This window comes from Acinetobacter sp. IRS14, from assembly GCF_034650275.1.
In the GTDB taxonomy this organism is placed as follows: Bacteria; Pseudomonadota; Gammaproteobacteria; order Pseudomonadales; family Moraxellaceae; genus Acinetobacter; species Acinetobacter oleivorans.
This window is the reverse complement of sequence record NZ_JAOVFN010000013.1, coordinates 77,770-95,014: the sequence shown is the minus strand read 5'-3', so window position 1 is coordinate 95,014 and position 17,245 is coordinate 77,770. Positions and strand designations below refer to the sequence as shown.

The 17,245-nt window shown below is 39.3% G+C and carries 14 protein-coding genes and 1 pseudogene; 9 read left to right on the top strand and 6 right to left on the bottom strand.

Annotation, left to right across the window (positions count from 1 at the left end):
• Window positions 1-323 precede the first annotated feature (323 nt).
• Window positions 324-1,238: an alpha/beta hydrolase gene (locus tag ODQ17_RS12690; RefSeq protein ID WP_322904067.1), complete on the bottom strand. Its 915-nt coding sequence runs from the start codon at window positions 1,236-1,238 to the stop codon at window positions 324-326.
• A gap of 24 nt (window positions 1,239-1,262) precedes the next feature.
• Window positions 1,263-2,183 carry an alpha/beta hydrolase gene (locus ODQ17_RS12685; protein WP_199942339.1) on the bottom strand — a complete coding sequence of 307 codons (921 nt, stop codon included), beginning with the start codon at window positions 2,181-2,183 and terminating at the stop codon, window positions 1,263-1,265.
• A 106-nt stretch (window positions 2,184-2,289) separates the two neighbouring features.
• Between ODQ17_RS12685 and ODQ17_RS12680 the strand changes: the two genes are divergently transcribed.
• Window positions 2,290-3,177: a LysR family transcriptional regulator gene (locus tag ODQ17_RS12680; RefSeq protein WP_013198349.1), complete on the top strand. Its 888-nt coding sequence runs from the start codon at window positions 2,290-2,292 to the stop codon at window positions 3,175-3,177.
• 238 nt (window positions 3,178-3,415) lie between these two features.
• Complete coding sequence (locus tag ODQ17_RS12675) at window positions 3,416-4,036, top strand: NUDIX hydrolase (RefSeq protein ID WP_322904060.1); 621 nt, start codon at window positions 3,416-3,418, stop codon at window positions 4,034-4,036.
• Window positions 4,037-4,115: 79 nt separating this feature from the next.
• On the opposite strand, the gene ODQ17_RS12670 is transcribed toward ODQ17_RS12675, so the two are convergent.
• Window positions 4,116-4,715 (bottom strand): TetR/AcrR family transcriptional regulator, encoded by a 600-nt coding sequence (locus ODQ17_RS12670; protein ID WP_322904057.1) that lies wholly within the window; start codon window positions 4,713-4,715, stop codon window positions 4,116-4,118.
• A 180-nt stretch (window positions 4,716-4,895) separates the two neighbouring features.
• Here ODQ17_RS12670 and ODQ17_RS12665 point away from each other — a divergent pair, with 180 nt between their 5' ends.
• The 3 genes from ODQ17_RS12665 to ODQ17_RS12655 are packed head-to-tail and all read left to right on the top strand — an operon-like array spanning window position 4,896 to window position 7,767.
• Window positions 4,896-5,948 (top strand): sugar phosphate isomerase/epimerase family protein, encoded by a 1,053-nt coding sequence (locus ODQ17_RS12665; protein WP_322904054.1) that lies wholly within the window; start codon window positions 4,896-4,898, stop codon window positions 5,946-5,948.
• A gap of 21 nt (window positions 5,949-5,969) precedes the next feature.
• A complete protein-coding gene (locus ODQ17_RS12660; RefSeq protein ID WP_322904051.1) occupies window positions 5,970-6,869 on the top strand; it encodes an alpha/beta fold hydrolase in 900 nt (299 codons plus the stop codon).
• Window positions 6,853-7,767 (top strand): alpha/beta hydrolase, encoded by a 915-nt coding sequence (locus ODQ17_RS12655; protein WP_322904048.1) that lies wholly within the window; start codon window positions 6,853-6,855, stop codon window positions 7,765-7,767. The genes ODQ17_RS12660 and ODQ17_RS12655 overlap by 17 nt, the downstream gene beginning before the upstream one ends.
• A 121-nt stretch (window positions 7,768-7,888) precedes the next feature.
• Here ODQ17_RS12655 and ODQ17_RS12650 read toward each other — a convergent pair whose 3' ends face one another.
• The gene (locus ODQ17_RS12650; RefSeq protein WP_322904046.1) at window positions 7,889-9,835 is read right to left on the bottom strand and encodes an acid phosphatase; all 1,947 of its coding nucleotides are present in this window, start codon (window positions 9,833-9,835) and stop codon (window positions 7,889-7,891) included.
• 144 nt (window positions 9,836-9,979) lie between these two features.
• Window positions 9,980-11,353, bottom strand: a complete 1,374-nt coding sequence (locus ODQ17_RS12645) for a putative bifunctional diguanylate cyclase/phosphodiesterase (RefSeq protein ID WP_322904044.1) — start codon at window positions 11,351-11,353, stop codon at window positions 9,980-9,982.
• Window positions 11,354-11,719: 366 nt separating this feature from the next.
• Here ODQ17_RS12645 and ODQ17_RS12640 point away from each other — a divergent pair, with 366 nt between their 5' ends.
• The 4 genes and pseudogenes from ODQ17_RS12640 (at window position 11,720) to ODQ17_RS12625 (ending at window position 16,665) form a co-directional block, all read left to right on the top strand.
• Complete coding sequence (locus ODQ17_RS12640; RefSeq protein ID WP_322904043.1) at window positions 11,720-12,226, top strand: sigma-70 family RNA polymerase sigma factor; 507 nt, start codon at window positions 11,720-11,722, stop codon at window positions 12,224-12,226.
• Between the two features lie 30 nt (window positions 12,227-12,256).
• A pseudogene (locus ODQ17_RS12635) lies at window positions 12,257-13,223 on the top strand (FecR domain-containing protein).
• A gap of 58 nt (window positions 13,224-13,281) precedes the next feature.
• The gene (locus ODQ17_RS12630) at window positions 13,282-15,813 is read left to right on the top strand and encodes a TonB-dependent siderophore receptor (RefSeq protein ID WP_322904039.1); all 2,532 of its coding nucleotides are present in this window, start codon (window positions 13,282-13,284) and stop codon (window positions 15,811-15,813) included.
• A 153-nt stretch (window positions 15,814-15,966) separates the two neighbouring features.
• The gene (locus tag ODQ17_RS12625) at window positions 15,967-16,665 is read left to right on the top strand and encodes a DUF1826 domain-containing protein (RefSeq protein WP_322904037.1); all 699 of its coding nucleotides are present in this window, start codon (window positions 15,967-15,969) and stop codon (window positions 16,663-16,665) included.
• A 107-nt stretch (window positions 16,666-16,772) separates the two neighbouring features.
• On the opposite strand, the gene ODQ17_RS12620 is transcribed toward ODQ17_RS12625, so the two are convergent.
• On the bottom strand, window positions 16,773-17,231 hold the full coding sequence (locus ODQ17_RS12620; protein ID WP_322904035.1) for a DMT family transporter: 459 nt from the start codon (window positions 17,229-17,231) through the stop codon (window positions 16,773-16,775).
• Between the last annotated feature and the right edge of the window lie 14 nt (window positions 17,232-17,245).

Sequence of the window (17,245 nt, the reverse complement as noted above, 5' to 3'; positions counted from 1 at the left end):
GAGTTTACACATAAGAGTATCCCTCAGACGGAATAACTCTGATGCGATCTTTCATCACGGTCTGCTAAAACCGACTGGCAATGTGGCCAGCAGGCAAAGGATAGTAGCCTGCTCTGTTTCAGTCAAGCACGCAAAAGGACATTTGTTTTAAATTAGATCATTAAAAAAGTAAGGCTAAATAATGAGGAACTTATTGTTAACGTTTGGTTTATAAATAAGTATTTTCTGTCTAAAGCAATCTTGTGCTTTCAATAAAATGAGCAAATTCCGTTTAAATAATAAAAGCCCATTAACGGGCTTTTATTAAATCAATAGTGGTAATTTTACAATTTCATTTTAAAGAAATCAGCAAGTACGTTCGAAGCTTCATTTACATATTTAGGAATGTCGTATAACTCCATGTGGTTTGAACCTTCAACAATATGTAAAGTTTTATCCTGACTTGCAGCGCGCTGAATTAGGTCTTCACTCATCCATTTACTACCTGCAACACTTCCAGCAATTGCAATTAATGGTTGAGTTAAGAAAGCTTCGGCTTTGTTATAAGCATCGTAAGTAATAATTTGAGTTAAGCTACGGGCTGTTGCAACCCCTGGTGAGTTAGGGTGCTCAGCTCTTGGCGTATGGTAATATTCCCACGCCTGACGAAGCTCTTCATTCGGTGCATCTTCTTCTTTTAAAGGTGCAAGCGGAATGGTTGCAACATTTCCACTATTTGCATCTGCTGTACGCGCATCTGAACCCGCTTGGATGTATGGAATAGCATCTGCATCTTTAACTGTGTTTTCCCAACCATTTCTGAACATAGAACCGATATTCACTGCGCTTACCGTACCTACTGCTTTAATACGGCGGTCATTAATTGCAGCATTTGCGGCATAACCACCGCCCGCACAAATACCCATTGCTCCAATACGGTTTTCATCGACATAGCTTAAGGTTGTTAGATAATCAATCACGGCACTAATGTCTTCTGTACGAATGTAAGGGTTTTCTAACTGGCGAGGTAAACCTGTACTTTCGCCCTGAAAACTTGCATCAAATGCAATTGCAATAAAACCTTGTTCAGCAAGCTTGGAAGCATACAAACCTGCGGTCTGCTCTTTTACGCCTCCACCCGGATGAGCAACAACAATTGCTACGTACTTGTGTGTTTCATCAAAGTTTGATGGATAGTGAATATTCGCTGCAATGGTAATATCTTGACCATTTGAATTTTGAAATTTAACTGTATTCATGGTTAGCTCCTTTATAGGCTTAACTTAGATATTCTTTTGAAAAAATGGGATGAGTTTTGCTAATGCTTGTGCCACTGGTTCAGGTTTGTCATATAAATCGTAATGAGACCAACCTTCTACAATCACAAGCTCTTTATTTTGCGAACGTGCTCGACCATAGATTTCTAAACTGTCTCGATATGAACCAAAACCACCGACCTTATCACCTGCAATCAGCAATAAAGGCTGTGTAAGTAATACTTCAGCTAGGTGGAATGCATCCCAACCGATTGCCACAGCCGAATGCGAAAATAATGTTTTAGCAACACCATTTGGTTGATAGCCACGATCGGTTTTGTAATAGTCAGTTGCTTCTAGTACATCAATATCTGTTATTCCAGCCGCTTTGGCTTCTTCAACTGAACTTGGCAGCAAATCATCGACTCTTCTTGTTTCTCCGCGAGCTTCGGCAGTACGTTGTTTTGCAATAAGCTCTAATTTCTCTAAAGGATTCCAGTTGCTAAAGCCTTCTCTCGATAAGCGACCAAAATTTACGGCGTCTACTGTAGCAACTGCCTTAATCCGTTTTTCAGTCATGGCAACATTGAGTGCATAGCCACCGCCGCCGCAAATTCCTAGTACACCAATTCGGTTTTCATCGACATAGTTAAGCGTCATCAAATAATCAGTCACTAAACGGAAGTCTTCTACACGAAGTACCGGATTTTCTGTTGAACGTGGTTCACCTCCACTTTCACCCTGAAAACTTGCATCAAATGCAATCACAATAAAGCCAGCTTTTGCTAATGCTGCACCGTATACATTTCCAGAGGTTTGTTCTTTACAGCTTCCAATTGGGTGTCCACTAATAATTGCTGGGTATTGAATACTTTCATCAAAATTTTCTGGGAAATGAAGATTTGCAGCGATTTCCCAATAAGGTGCTTTGATTTTTACATTTTTCATTGTTGACTCACCTGTGTTGAACTTCATGAAAAACATAGTAACAAGCAAAGATTATTCTGATTAGATGCTATAATCTGATCGTAACTATTAGTAGAACTTATGAATCATGAAAATTAATCTGAATGATTTAAAAACATTTTCTGAAGTAGTAAAAACTAAAAATTTTACGAAAGCTGCGGCATATATGGGTGTGACCCAATCGGCTGTAAGCCAGAGTATTAATAATCTTGAAGCACAGTTAGGAATAAAGTTATTAAACCGTTCTACCCGTAGTCTCACCCTTACAGAAGCAGGTTCGCGCCTTATTGAGCTCGTTGGTCAAAACATTGAAAATATCGACTTAGGCATAGAACAAATTAGTTCTATGAAAGACCTTCCAAGTGGTCATGTGCGTATTTCTGCCGATGCATTTACCATTAAGTATTATTTATGGCCAAAGCTTAAAAAGCTTGTAAAACAATATCCCGATATATCTTTGGAACTGACTTCCGAAAACAGACGAATTGATATTGCAAAAGAAGGATATGATGCTGGGGTACGTGTTGGAAACTTGGTAGAAAAAGATTTAATTGCGGTTCCAATTAGTAAAGAAATTCCCTTCCGATTAATCGCTTCACCTGAATATTTAGAAAAGTATGGAACACCGCAATCTATAGACGATCTAAAAAAGCACAAAGGCATTTATATTCGTCTTTTAACTGATAACTCTTTAATGGCATGGGAGTTTAAAGATAAAAATAAAAGTGTATTTTTTAGAGGGCCCGTTCAACTGGTCATGACCAGTTTAGATGAAATGCTTGATGCTGTACTTGATGGTTGCGCAGTAGCTTATTTGCCCTACTTTCTAGTGAAACCAGCTTTAGAAGAAAAAAAGTTAGTAAGTTTATTGGAACAACACGCTGTTACCTTACCTCCTTTTTACTTGTTTTATACGAGCCGTCGGTTAATGTCCCCTGCCTTTAAAATTGTTAAAGATACGTTGAGTGAAATATAAAGCTTAAAATCCTTAAGGAGTAAGTGTAAATCTAACTTTGCCATTTACTCCGCCCTATTTTACTACCGTCATTGTTCAGTACTGAAACTCAACTTATGAGACCGTAAATTTAAAGCTAGTAGAGCTATTAATCTTAAAAAAATTCGTTTGAAATTTCAGTTAACAACTGTTTAATAGTGCTTCGCCTGAGTATGCCTTACCATAGCTAAAAGATATAAGCTTGAAGGCATCCGTTGCAATGAATGACTCAGTTAAGTGGTTAGAAACTTTAAATAAAATTACTGGTATTGCTCAAACAGGTTTGCATTACTCAAAAGATGTTTATGACAAAGAACGATATCAGCAACTTTTAGGGCATATTGAGTATTTATTAGAATTAAAAGAAATCAAAACAGAAAATTTTATTAATAACGTTCTTCAAGATGTGGGTTATGCCACTCCGAAACTAGATGTCAGAGCAGTTGTTTTTAAAGAAAATAAATTACTATTGGCGAAAGAAACTGAGGATGGACGATGGTCTGTTCCTGGTGGATGGGCTGACGTAGGTTACTCAGCATCGGAAAATGCTGAAAAAGAAGTTATAGAAGAGACAGGTCTACGAGTTAAAGCCATTAAATTATTAGCTTTAACAGATAGAACCAAGCACCCTCACCCTCCGATGTTTTTACATGTGTATAAGGCTTTCTTCTGGTGTGAAATTATTGATGGTGAGCTGACACCAAGTATTGAAACACCCGAAGTTGGATTCTTTGGTAGAGATGAGCTACCGCCTATTTCTACAGCACGTGTAACAGAAGAACAAATACAGCAATTTTTTGATTATTTAGAGTCAATACCAGACGTTACTAAGTTTGATTAATTAAAAACTCAATGTAAGGCAGATATCATATATTTGGAGTTCTGTTATTACGCTACGGATCAGATAAATGCTTAATTAATTAAGCACTTACAATATATTGATCTAGATTTTTTAATGCAAAATTAATCACTTGATCAAGTTCTTCTTTTGAATATCCATCTCTTGCCTGAACAGATAGCCCATGAAGAACAAGCGCGTAATATTGCCCTAAAGCTTTAGGGTCAGCCTCTGCCACCAATTGACCGTCTGATTTTGCCTGAATAAATCGATCGGCCAGACTTTGGCCCCGTGCAATACGTTGTGCTTTCATCCAGTCTAAAACAGCTTGGTTTTCTTCGCCTAGCACACTCGCTGCTGACACCACCATGCATCCATAGGAATGGTTGGTTTGCGTGTAAAGCGCTAGTGCATCTTGAAATAATTGGTTGATTGCATCCTTAATATTTTTTTGCTTTAAAGCATTTAGCGCAAAATTACCTTCGTTCTTTTCATAGTGATTTACAGCCTCTCTAAACAAGGCCTCTTTTGAGCCAAACGCTTTATAAATTCGAGCTGAGGCAATCCCCAAAACTTCAACTAAATCTGACATTGATGTGCCTTCATAGCCGTGAAGCCAGAAGAAATCTCTCGCTTTTACGAGGGCTTCTTCTCGATCAAACTCTCTTGGTCTACCAGCCATAATGACCCTTTATCAAACTTAGTACGTGTTTTCATTATTATTCGAAAAAAATATTTTCACAAATAAATCAATGAGATTTATTCAAAATAGTCCTGTTTTGTTTTGATTTTCAAATAAAAAGTTGTTTTTCTCAAAAATTAAGCCTATTGTTTGTCGATCGACAACTAATTAGGTTTTATTATGAAAACCATCAAAGGCCCAAGTATTCATCTTGCTCAATTTAGCGATGATGTTTTCCCGTTTAACCGTCTAGAAGATATTGCTGGTTGGGTAGCAAACCAAGGCTTTGAAGCAGTACAACTTCCTGCTTGGGATAAGCGTTTATTTGATGTCAATTTAGCAGCAGAAAGCCAAGATTATTGCGATGAAATCTTAGGTACTTTAAACAATCATGGCTTAAAAATTAGTGAGTTAACGACTCATATTTTTGGGCAGTTAATGGCTGTACACCCTGCTTATGACTCAATGTGCGATAACTTTGCCCCATCTCATTTGCATGGCAATTCAGCAGCTAGAACCGAGTGGGCAAAACAACAAATGCTCGCTTCAATTCAAGCATCTGCCCGTTTAGGTCTTAAAGACATGGGGACATTTTCAGGCTCGCTAGCATGGCCTTATGTATTTCCATTTCCTCAAAGACCGTCAGGGCTCATAGAAACGGCGTTTGATGAATTAGCGCGTCGCTGGCTTCCTATTTTGAATGCTTGTGATGAACAAGACGTCAACCTTTGCTATGAAATTCACCCCAGTGAAGATTTGCATGACGGCATTACATTTGAAATGTTTTTAGAGCGGACTCGCAACCACCCTCGTTGCCATATTCTTTTTGACCCAAGCCATTTTGTTTTGCAGCAACTGAACTATGTGGAATATATCGATATCTATAAAGATTTCATCCGCATGTTTCATGTTAAAGATGCCGAATTTAATCCAACAGGCCGCCAAGGAATGTATAGCGGCTATCAAAGCTGGGGAAATCGAGCGGCTCGATTCCGTTCTACGGGTGATGGTCAAGTTGACTTTAAAGCGATTTTTTCCAAGTTAGCGCATTACGACTACGAAGGCTGGGCAACGTTGGAGTGGGAATGCTGCCTAAAAAATAAGGATGATGGCGCACGCGAAGGTGCCGAGTTTATTAAGCAAAATATTATTCATGTTACCGATAAAGTGTTTGATGACTTTGCTGCTGCCCCTGTGAATCAGACTCAAATTAATCAGTTATTAGGTATTTAAGGAATCGTAAGAGAACTCAACATGAAAACTCAATTATTCAATGAAAACTCACATAACGAATTCCAACATCATTACACTCACATCGAAAGTAAAAAATTACACTACGTGACCTTAGGTGAAGGTCCCGTTGTATTGCTTATTCCAGGCTGGCCGCAAACATGGTACGCGTGGCACAAAGTCATGCTTGAATTGGCGAAACAGGGTTATCAAGCAATCGCTGTTGATTTACCCGGAACAGGAAATTCAGCTCCACTGGATGGAAGTTACGATACGGGGCGTATTGCTAAAATTTTATCAATGCTGATGACTGAACTTGAATATCCAACATATTCAGTGGTTGGTCACGACATTGGCATGTGGGTTGCCTATGCACTTGCATCTGACTTTCCTGAGTCAGTGACTCGTCTTGCGGTAACAGAAGCTGTGATTCCTGGTTTAGCACCTGCACCACCTATTTTTGTTGAGCCGAGTGAAAATATCTTTCTTTGGCACTTCATGTTTAACCAGACCTTAGATTTACCCGAAGCCTTAATCGCGGGCCGTGAAGATACTTATTTAAATTATATGTTTGATAAATGGTCGTGGCACAAAGATAAAGTGGCGATTGAAACTTATATTGAAGCCTATAAAATTCCGGGTCGATTAACGGCGGGTTTTAATTATTACCGTTCTATTCCAGAGACCATACGTCAAAATAAAATCAGAGAAACTAAAAGCTTAGACATGCCAGTTTTAGCCATAGGTGCTGAACATGCCACAGACAATGCACCTTATGAAACCATGAAAAAGGTTTCACCGCATTTAACCAGTGCGATTGTAAAAGACTGCGGTCATTTCATTATGGAAGAACAGTCAGAAACATTTAGCTCTCTCATTTTAGATTTTTTACAGCAGGAAAAAAGCGATGCCTCTACTTGCTGAAATTGAAAGCTGGCTTAAGTCCAGACCAACCACACAGGCTGTAAACTCGTTGCAAGAGCTAAGGGAACAAGTAAATAAAGACATTATTGATCAGCAAGGCATTCAACATGATGCAAGCTATCAGCAAAGTTTTCATGTTGCTGTTTCAGATGATATGGAAATTGAGGTTCGTGTTTATGTTCCCCATTCCCTAGAAAACACTGAGCAACGGCCCGCTTTAGTTTTTGCTCATGGTGGAGGCTGGTGCCTTGGAAGTTTAGATGCATGGGACCGCGCTTGTCGGTTATTAGCAGAATCTACTCAACTGGTTGTGTTTTCTGTGGACTATCGATTGGCTCCAGAGTTTAAGTTCCCAACACCTTTGAATGATTTTTTTACGGCATTCCGTTATATCCATGAGAATGCTTCACTGTTTGGAATTGATCCAAACCGTATTGCTGTAGGTGGAGATAGTGCGGGCGCAAACATAGCTGCGGCCACATGTCTCATGGCAAAACAACACCCAGAAATTAAGGTGAGCCATCAACTTCTTTTCTACCCTGCTTTAGATGCAACAATGAGTAGCAATTCTTATAGCCAATACGCCGAAGGTTATGGTTTGGAATCATCCACAATGGTTTATTGCTGGGATCAATATGTGCCGCATGAAAGTGAAAAACAAAATGAACTTATCAGCCCGTTACTTGCTCAATCTTTAAAGGGGCTACCGGATGCGACCATTTTTATTTGTGAATATGATCCCGTTCGCGATGACGGTGAAAGATATGCTCAAAAACTGTGGGATGCCGGTATTCAGGTGAACTTTCATTTGTTAGACGGAATGATTCACGGCGCGATTCACATGCTGGCAATTAGTCCCGAGAATGTAAAATCTATCTATAGCAAAATTCGTATGTAGATATATTTTTCCATTATTCAAACATATTGCTTAGTCGGGCCACTCTTTAAAATTGTTTAATTACACTTCTGGAGTGGCCCAATTAAATTTTAACTATGGATATTGGTTATCTCAGTTACGCTTATGACACCGTGAACTTAACGCTATTATTTTGATAGATTGGCGTAATATCCTTGCCATTCAGTGTCACTTTTTTGTAGGTGCCTTGGACTTTTTTAGCTGATAACACCGTATACGTTCCTGCCGCTAAATTGTCTTTTGTGACGAGCTGCAATGTTCCATTTAAAGTCAGGGTATTTGCCACCTGAACTGCTGGAAGTACATTCGATTTAAACGTGATGTTGAATGTCGTTCCTGCAAGCTGAGTTAAATTACCCGCAATGTTAACTGTTTTAGCTGAGTTGGTTTTTAATAGGCTATTTTCATGCATATAAATATCGCCTTGACCAGCACCATGCTCAGACAATATTTCTAAACCACCCTGCTTTAAATCAATACCGCCCGTAAATACGTTATTTCCTGTCAGTGCTAAAGTTCCTGTGCCTGATTTGGTCAGTTTACCCGCACCCGTAATATCATTACTCCATTGGTCATATTGGTTAAAGCCGCCTAAACTTGCATCCATGGTCAAATTAACATCGCCATCAAAACTGCCATAACCTGCGCCCGCTCTAAATAGGTTTAGGCGACCATAACCTTCAATGTCATCCATGACTGGATAACCCGAGGCAAGCGCTGTCGATTTTAGAACTACTCGGCGCTGATCGGCAGTTAAATAAGGCAGTCGAGTTTCCAATAAAACCTCTGCGCCTTTAGGCACTGTTGCTATTTTTGTTTTATCGCCAATTTGGTTAAAACCGTAGGTCATCCAGTGATTAACCTGCTGTTTTAATTTTTCAAGATCGGTAAAACGGTCATTCGTGTCATAAGGTGTTTTGGCCAAACTATAAAATGATTCAAACGTTGCGCTATTGGTCTCTTTCATGAGCTGTGTTTGAGCTTGTAGATAAGCTTCTTTTCGTTGCTCTACAGTCATAGCATTTAAGTTTGCAACATCTGCGGCAATCGACTGGAGTCGTCCGCCAATCACGTCCATCGCTGAATGCATGCCCGCAATAATACGTGAATCACCAAGGTCCATACCGCGAGCAATCAGTTCCTGATAACGCTGAGGTACTAAATACGCCATCGCAATTGCATTTCGACCAGCTTCGGCGGTGTGCCCACTTGGAAAACCACCGTCAATTGCGGGTGTGCTACTTTTTGCAGACTCTAAACTAGGCACAACAATGACTTCTGAACTCCAGCGCCACGGACGAGCATATTTATAAAAACGCTTTGCTGATTCCGTCGATGAGTTATTACCCATCGCTTGAACAAACTCAACCACTTTTCCGAAATTGGCATTGCCATCAGCCGTGGTTAATCCACTATTATTGCCTTTATCATCGTATTTTACTTGTGCAGCATCGGTTGGCACTGAATTGATTGTAGTGGTCTGCCCAGTGAGCTTTCTCCACGGATCAGTTAGCGCTCCCATCCCTGTCGTTACGCTATAACTTTTTCCGCGTCTATCATCTAAATAAGCCCGAATAGCTTCTTCGTCTGTACGTTTATGCGTAGTTTGAATTGAATAATTAATGTTGTAGTTCAATACATCTACATTCTTTTTTGTACCGTCCGTACTGTCGCCGGGTAAACCTGTCCAGTTTGATGCGACTACTGCTGGAAAACCATCTCTTGCCTCAGCAGATTGGCCTGCATCTACAAATAAACTCGAAGGCGTCCATACATCTAAAAAGCCGCTCAGCACACGTACGCCAGCATTTGTTTCAACCGTGGCATATCGTGCATCGCCACGTTGATTGGTCGTCCACGAATCTACAATGGTGCTGATATTCGATGGAACTGGAGCAGTATCTTCAAAGCCTACGCCCTTGGGCGCTGCGGGTATTTCTTGGTTTGCAGCCGAATTATCATCTGAACTATTGCTGTCATTACACCCCGTAAAAAAGACTGAACAAGAGATAAGAGAAAGTAAAAGTGTATTTATTTTAAAGCTTGACATGGTGTGATCCGTTTAATAAATATCCGTATCTTTCACCATAAATGTTTAGCTGTTATTACATATTTGAAATTAATTTAAATTTTTCTAAACAATGCTAACTCTCTTTTTACTTTCTATACTTAACTGCTGAAATAGTTGTTTTGCCTATTTTTTGAAATGGGCAATCTGTTTTAAGAAGTCATTTAACGGCATAGGACATCCCCATAAATAACCTTGAAACTCAGTACATCCATTGTTTTTAAATGCACTAAATTGTTCAGTCGTTTCAATGCCTTCGACTAAAACTCGAAGGTTCAAATCTATTCCAATTTTAATAATGCCAGTTACGAGTTTATTACTACGTTTATCATCCAAAGCTGCCTGCACAAAGCTACGATCAATTTTGATTTGGCTAATGGGCATTTTTTGTAAATAGCTTAAAGATGAATAACCTGTACCAAAATCATCAAGGGAAAGCTGAATTCCATTTTTTGACAGGAAATGCATTTTCTCGATCATGCTTACACAGTTATTTAAAGCAATATTTTCAGTGATTTCTAAAATGAGCCGCGATGGATTTATCTGATATTTTTGAACCATTCCAATTACGGTTTGCTCAAAGCTAGCTTGCATAAAATGATCAGCACTAATATTGATTGAAAGCGTAAGATCTTTGGTCTCGTCTTTTTTGCTCCAGTCTTGTAAAACTTTGCAGCCTTGAGCTAACACCCACTCCCCAATCTCTGGCAATAATCCAAACGTTTCAGCTGCTGGAATGAAATCTTTTGTAGGAACATACCCTAAAGTAGGATGATGCCATCTTAATAAAGCTTCCGCGCCAATCAGCGTTTCAGATGAATTGATTTGTGGCTGATAAAAAAGCTCAAATTGTTGTTTAGCAAGAGCTAAGCGTAAGTCTTTCACCATGCTGTTTTCTATTTGTATCTCTAATTGCATGGTATAAATTGAAATACAAATCATTAATGTGGCAGCACAAGTTGCAATCCATCCGCCATGATCGCGAATATCTTCAGGCAGCGGTATAGCACTCTCAAGATTAAAAGAGCTCCCACTAAAAAATATAAAACACCCAATCGACAATAAAATTAAAATGAATTGTAAATAGCTTGGGTCTCTGCGGTAATTCAAATACCCCAATATCGCTCCAGCAGGTAAAAATAAATGAGCTACCTGCGGACGATCAACGGTAGCTATATCAAAAAATAGGCAGAACACCACTGGAAAAACCAGCAGTACGACCTGTGAAAGAAGAATACCCGCTGAAATTCGATTTATATAAATAAGAAAAAGGCTAAATATGGAGATCAATGTAAAAAAGATATCCATGTAAACAATCAACCATATTTGTGCAAATGCAAAATATATGGTCCAAAACAAGCAAAAAATGATGCAAATAAAGATATTTGCTTTGGCTGCAATTGTAAGCTGCTGGTCCTTTACGCTGCGGTAATTTTTCTTGTGTTTCTTAAAAAAAGACGAAGCTAACATAAATAAATCAACCATAAAATATTTCTTCATAGACCCCCATCTGGATCATTGATACCCCACTTCAAGATTCACCAATAAAACAAAATGTTTTATTCCTTGTTATTTATACGACTCATCTTGAGAACGTTGTTGTTTTATCGTGGTGGTATAGTTTGGTTGTTTAATTGAACGATGTTGCTTATCAAACACCTTATAATTTTAAAGGATCATCCCCTAACGATACATGTGTCTGCGACTAAGGTACAGGCTCTAAATAGCGAAAAATTAGAACATTATTGTTTCTAGAATATATCGTTCCAATGATTGATATTAATAATAATTATCATTACTATTTAAGAATAATTTAAATGTGTGTTTAATTGCGCTACTCAGTGCCAATTTGTGGACTTCACTGCTATGAACCTCGATGTAGACAAACAGGTATGGTTTAGCCAAATTTACCGTTCTCAGCAAACTACGCTTTTATCATGGTTTAAACACAAACTTCAGCACCATCATCAATCTGAAGACCTGAGTCAGGAAGTGTTTTATCGTGCTTTAAAAAGTGAATATTGTTTTCAAAAAATTAAGGAACCCCAGGCATGGCTTATGGGCATCGCCAAGCATGTCATGATTGACTATTGGCGCCGTCAGCATATTGAAAACCTTTATCTAGATGCCCTACAGCATCTTCCAGAAGAATATTATCCCTCCGCTGAACATGAAGTTTATATTCAAGAAACTTTATATCAGGTCCATTTAATATTAGAAAAACTGCCTACCCGCATAGCTCAGGTCTTTTTAATGTCTCAACTAGATGGCATGACTTATCGAGAAATTAGTGAAAAAATGAATATTTCTGAAGCCACTGTGAAAAGAGATATGAAACAAGCTTTTTTAGCTTGTATAGACCTCTATAATTAACCCTGTTAGCTGCGCTTAATTTGTTACCTTATGTCTGATATTACTAAAATCCCTCCTCATGTTTTAGATGCGGCCGCAGACTGGTTGGTAATCTTACATTCGGGTGAAATGACCGCATTACAGCAACAACAATTTGAGCAATGGAAAGTCGAAAAAAAAGAACACCAGCTAGCACTCCAGCAAATGGAAAAATTTAGCCATGGTTTATCAAATCTTGCAGGTAACTTCCCTTCCGAAGCTTTAGTTCAGTCTAATCAAAAATTTAATCTTGCTGCAAAACGCAATATGCTGTTAAGCCTTTCAGGTTTAATGATCGTTGGCTTGTCTGCCTATTTCATACCTTGGGAAAAATGGCAGTCGGACTACCACACCAAAGTGGGTGAAATTAGAAAAGTATCGTTAAAAGATGGTTCTCAACTGATTATGGCCAGTGATTGCTATGTCGATGTAAATTTCACGCAAGAGACACGTCAGATAAAACTGATTGATGGAGAAATTTATATTGAAACGGCAAAGGATGCTCAACATCGACCATTTATTGTCGAAACCAAGAATGGTTCAGTAGAAGCCTTAGGTACTCAATTTACGGTTCGCCAAGAAAATACCGAACAGACCAAAGTCAAAGTCTATAAACATGCGGTAGCCATTGAGCCAGAGAACGCTTCTAAACGGCAAATATTAAAACAAGGTCAACGTGCTTTTTTTGACGAAAAATATATATCAAAAGCTCTTCCTCTCGATAATGATCAACCGTATTGGACCCAACAACTTTTGGTTGTAGATCAATGGCCACTTCAAAAAGTGTTGGATGAGCTATTTCGTTATAAAAAAGGAAGCTACCATCTCGACCCAGAATTAAAAAATATAAAAATTTCGGGCGTATTTTCTCTAAAAAATCCTGAGCAAAGCTTAGAAACTTTAGCCTATAGCCATCAACTTGAACTGAATTATTACAGTCCCTATTTGTTAAATATTAAAAAAAGATAAAAAAATGTGACCCTTTTTTTGATCTGGTTCGACTTATAGAGAAATACACTCCCTGTCGAGAAGACCACATGAAGGATTATCAAGCAAAAAGTAAATTGGCTTTGGCTATACGTGCAGTGCTATGGAGTACGCCATTGGTGGTCACGGCGCTTACCTCAACTTCTATTTACGCTGCGCAAACTTATAGTATTTCAATTCGCCAGAGCACGCTTGATCAGGCCATTAAACAACTGGCTATTCAAACAGGCACAACCATTAGCTACGATAATGCCAGTCTTTCAAAAACAAAAAGCAAAGCGCTTCAAGGCAATTACGCTGTTGAAGATGCTTTAAGTCTGTTATTACAAAACCATCCATTTGAAGCCGTTAAAGTCAACAATGGTGGTTACAGCATCCGAGTGAAGGCTCCACCCGCTCCAATTGAACCCAAAGTTTTCCAGTTAGAAGCCATTAAAACAAAAGCGAATAACAATAATGAATTTGATACGGCAGGCAGTGAAACCGGTACGGCGCATTTAGCAACAATTCATGTTAATGCTGATCATGGTGAAAACCTAACAACCGAAGGTTCAGGTTTATATACGGCGAAAGCGACCACCGCATCTAATGGCTTAACTTTAAGTTTGCGAGAAACACCTCAGCTGGTCAGTGTAATCACCAACCAACAGATGAAAGATCAGAACCTCACACAATTAACCGATGTTGTCAGTCAAGCAGCAGGACTCTCTATTAAACAAGGCGGCAATATTGGTAGTGATAACTCACCTATTTACGCTCGCGGCAAAGAAGTAGATAGCTATTTACTCGATGGCGTGAAGCTCATGAGTTCATATGCAAGTATTTTCCAAAGTCAGGACATGGCTTTATTTGACCGAGTCGAAGTCGTGCGCGGTGCAAATGGCTTAATGACAGGTGCTGGCAGTGCAAGCGCAAGTATTAATCTGGTCCGAAAAAAACCATTACAAGACTTTAAGGCTTCGGTGAGTGCTGACATTGGTTCATGGGATTCCTACCGTACCGATATTGATGTTTCTACACCCCTTAATGAGTCTGGAACTATTCGTGGTCGTACTCTTTTTGCCTACCAAAAGTCAGACTCTTATATCGACCGCTACAATGAAGAACGTAAAGTTGCTTATGCAGTTGTAGAAGCTGATTTAACAGACCAAACCAAAGCAAGTTTAGGTGCAAGTTACCAACAAATCGACTTGTCTGGTGTGGCTAGAGGTGGTTTGCCAAGCTTTTATACAGATGGCACACTCATTAATTGGTCACGCTCAGATTCAGCAGCAGCAAGTTGGACGGGTTCAGACCGCTCAACGACATCTTACTTTGCCGACATTGAACACCAGTTTAGTGACCGCTGGAAATTAAAAGGTGTAGTGTCTAGAACCATTACCGATTCAGATGAAATTGTAGGCTATACCTTCTCAAGTAAAGGGATCGATAAAGCTACTGGTAGCGGGGCAATGTTATATGCAACCCGTTGGGATTATCGCCCTACTCAAGACTTATTCAATTTAACCTTAAACGGTTCATTTGATTTATTTAATCAAACTCATGACGTGGTGTTGGGCACGACTTACACAAAAAGTAAAAATAAACGCCCTACCTATTCTGGCTGGAATAATGGGATGACATGGGATGGAACTCTAAAAAATATTTTTGGTTGGGATGGCAGTACACCTAACCGCCCTGAAACAAAAATAGATGGTTGGTACAGTGGCGATGATCGTAGCCAATCTATTTTTGGTGCTGTTCGTCTTAAAGCCACCGACAATCTTGCAGTCATTTTAGGCACTCGAATTGAAGACTGGGAGCGCGTAACTGGCAACCATTCAGATGCTAACAATAAGACCACCTACACAACACAAGAAGAAAGTGGCAAGGTAATTCCATATGTCGGTATTACCTATGATTTCACTGACAACTGGACTGCTTACGCAAGCTACACCAATATTTTTTCACCACAAGATAAGAAAGCCGTTACAGGCGAATACATAGACCCATTAATAGGTAATAGTAGCGAGCTGGGTATTAAGGGTGAGTTTTTTGATAATCAGTTAAATGTTGGCGCCGCTATTTATGAAACTAAAGAGGACAACACAGCGATTGCATTAGCAGATGTATTTGCCCCAGATGGTTCCCAAGCCTATCGCACAGAATCTGGCACAAAAAGCCGCGGCTTTGAAATTGAGGCGACAGGTAAATTGACTGATTTATGGCAAGTTTCCACAAGCTTTAGCCGTAACCTATCAAAAGATAGCCAAGACAACCGATTAAATACCGGCGTGCCGAATAATACAGCCAAACTGTTTACCACCTATACCCTGCCTTATCTTGATGAAGCTCTCACCATTGGTGGCGGTATTCGTTGGCAAAGCGAAATTTATGAAAAAAATGCGATCTCTGCAACAGGTCGATTTACTCAAGAAAGTTACGCTTTGGTCGACTTAATGGCACGTTATAAGGTCAATAATAATCTTATGCTCAACTTTAATGTGAATAACTTATTTAATGAGAAATACCATTTAGCCACCACAAATAGCTATTACGGCGCTCCGACTAATTTCCGAGTGGGTGTGAAATATGAATGGTAAATAAATTACTCGACGTTTAAAGGTCTTACTTCAGAGGCAAATAATGTTCTTCTGAAGTAAGGTTAAACTGGCTTAATCAATTGGAATGGAATATTTTTGGCTAAGCTCAGGCTATAATATTAGACATGCACTATTATTTTATTTAATTCTCCTATGAAGAATGTGTTTTCTGACAGCAAACAAATTAGACAAGTGTCTAGTTTCCCTGAACTTGTAAATACAAAGTTCCAAGGAGAGACAAATGCGATTTGCTGGCACAGAAATTTGGTTGGCGACTTTAAAGAAATTGTGAATAAGCTTCAGTTAAATGAAAATATTACAGAAGTTTCTGTTGAAGACCTTTTAGCGCTACAACTTTCTGAAAAAGGCAATCTGGCAAGAAAAACTATTTTAGAAGATATCGAGCAGTTAACTGATTTTGGTGCATCGCCCGTACTTAACTTACTTAAACATTATGAGCGTGATGAAGAGCTAGATTTCATTTCAACAGATGTATATTCATTTCATGTTGACCGCTCTCCCATTGAAACCGATACATTCTTATGTACCTATCACGGCGCTGCCAGTGATATTGTTTCCAATGATCAGGTTGAACAAAAAGTTTTTATTTCCGAAATTAGAGAAAAGCTCAAAGAATTACATGACGGTCCAGAGACTGAATTTGAAGCTTTCTTGGCAGAGTATTTCTTTGATTTGCATTATCAGCCTAAACCCAATGCTCAACCTGTAAATTTAGGCACGGGACATATTTGGCGTTTGGCCGTAGATCATCCAACTCAAAAGGTTTTGCCTTGTGTTCATCGAGCACCTGTTGAAAAAGATGGTGAATATCGATTGCTTTTGATTTGTTAAATGTTTAGGTGGCTCACTGGTCTTTAATGACTGAAATATATATTGCCACCCCATGACTGGAATGGCTTGAAGTCACTTTATATCAACAATATTGGTTTTAAAGCCTCTTATCTGTCACCGAAAAGAGCAATCCCTAGACCTATTAGCATGACCACTGTTCCAACCAATTTAATCATGGAAACTGGTCGTTCAGCCGCTCCCATCAGCCCGAAATGATCAATCAACAATGACGAGATAATTTGTCCAGCAATTGCCAGCCCCAGCAAAGCCGATAACCCGATTCTAGGTGCAAGGACGACGTAGCTCAGTAATGCGCAAGAACCTAGAACTCCGCCCATAAGACTCCACCATGGTTGATTAGGAATAGCGATCAGTGAAGAAGCTATTCCGCCTCGAACCAGAGAATAAAACCCAAGGCATACCGCACCAGCAGTAAATGAAAATAATGCCGCAGCGACAGAATTCCCGCCTATACCTTTAGCCAGTTGGCCATTCAATGTGGTTTGTAGAGTAATCCCCAGCCCCGCACCAAAAGCCATGAGGTAATAGATAACATTTATAGACATATTGTTTGCTCCCT

Coding starts and splice junctions, on each gene's coding strand:
- ODQ17_RS12690 (WP_322904067.1), bottom strand. CDS start 1,238: ATGAATACAGTTAAATTTCAAAATTCAAATGGTCAAGATATTACCATT.
- ODQ17_RS12685 (WP_199942339.1), bottom strand. CDS start 2,183: ATGAAAAATGTAAAAATCAAAGCACCTTATTGGGAAATCGCTGCAAAT.
- ODQ17_RS12680 (WP_013198349.1), top strand. CDS start 2,290: ATGAAAATTAATCTGAATGATTTAAAAACATTTTCTGAAGTAGTAAAA.
- ODQ17_RS12675 (WP_322904060.1), top strand. CDS start 3,416: ATGAATGACTCAGTTAAGTGGTTAGAAACTTTAAATAAAATTACTGGT.
- ODQ17_RS12670 (WP_322904057.1), bottom strand. CDS start 4,715: ATGGCTGGTAGACCAAGAGAGTTTGATCGAGAAGAAGCCCTCGTAAAA.
- ODQ17_RS12665 (WP_322904054.1), top strand. CDS start 4,896: ATGAAAACCATCAAAGGCCCAAGTATTCATCTTGCTCAATTTAGCGAT.
- ODQ17_RS12660 (WP_322904051.1), top strand. CDS start 5,970: ATGAAAACTCAATTATTCAATGAAAACTCACATAACGAATTCCAACAT.
- ODQ17_RS12655 (WP_322904048.1), top strand. CDS start 6,853: ATGCCTCTACTTGCTGAAATTGAAAGCTGGCTTAAGTCCAGACCAACC.
- ODQ17_RS12650 (WP_322904046.1), bottom strand. CDS start 9,835: ATGTCAAGCTTTAAAATAAATACACTTTTACTTTCTCTTATCTCTTGT.
- ODQ17_RS12645 (WP_322904044.1), bottom strand. CDS start 11,353: ATGAAGAAATATTTTATGGTTGATTTATTTATGTTAGCTTCGTCTTTT.
- ODQ17_RS12640 (WP_322904043.1), top strand. CDS start 11,720: ATGAACCTCGATGTAGACAAACAGGTATGGTTTAGCCAAATTTACCGT.
- ODQ17_RS12630 (WP_322904039.1), top strand. CDS start 13,282: ATGAAGGATTATCAAGCAAAAAGTAAATTGGCTTTGGCTATACGTGCA.
- ODQ17_RS12625 (WP_322904037.1), top strand. CDS start 15,967: ATGAAGAATGTGTTTTCTGACAGCAAACAAATTAGACAAGTGTCTAGT.
- ODQ17_RS12620 (WP_322904035.1), bottom strand. CDS start 17,231: ATGTCTATAAATGTTATCTATTACCTCATGGCTTTTGGTGCGGGGCTG.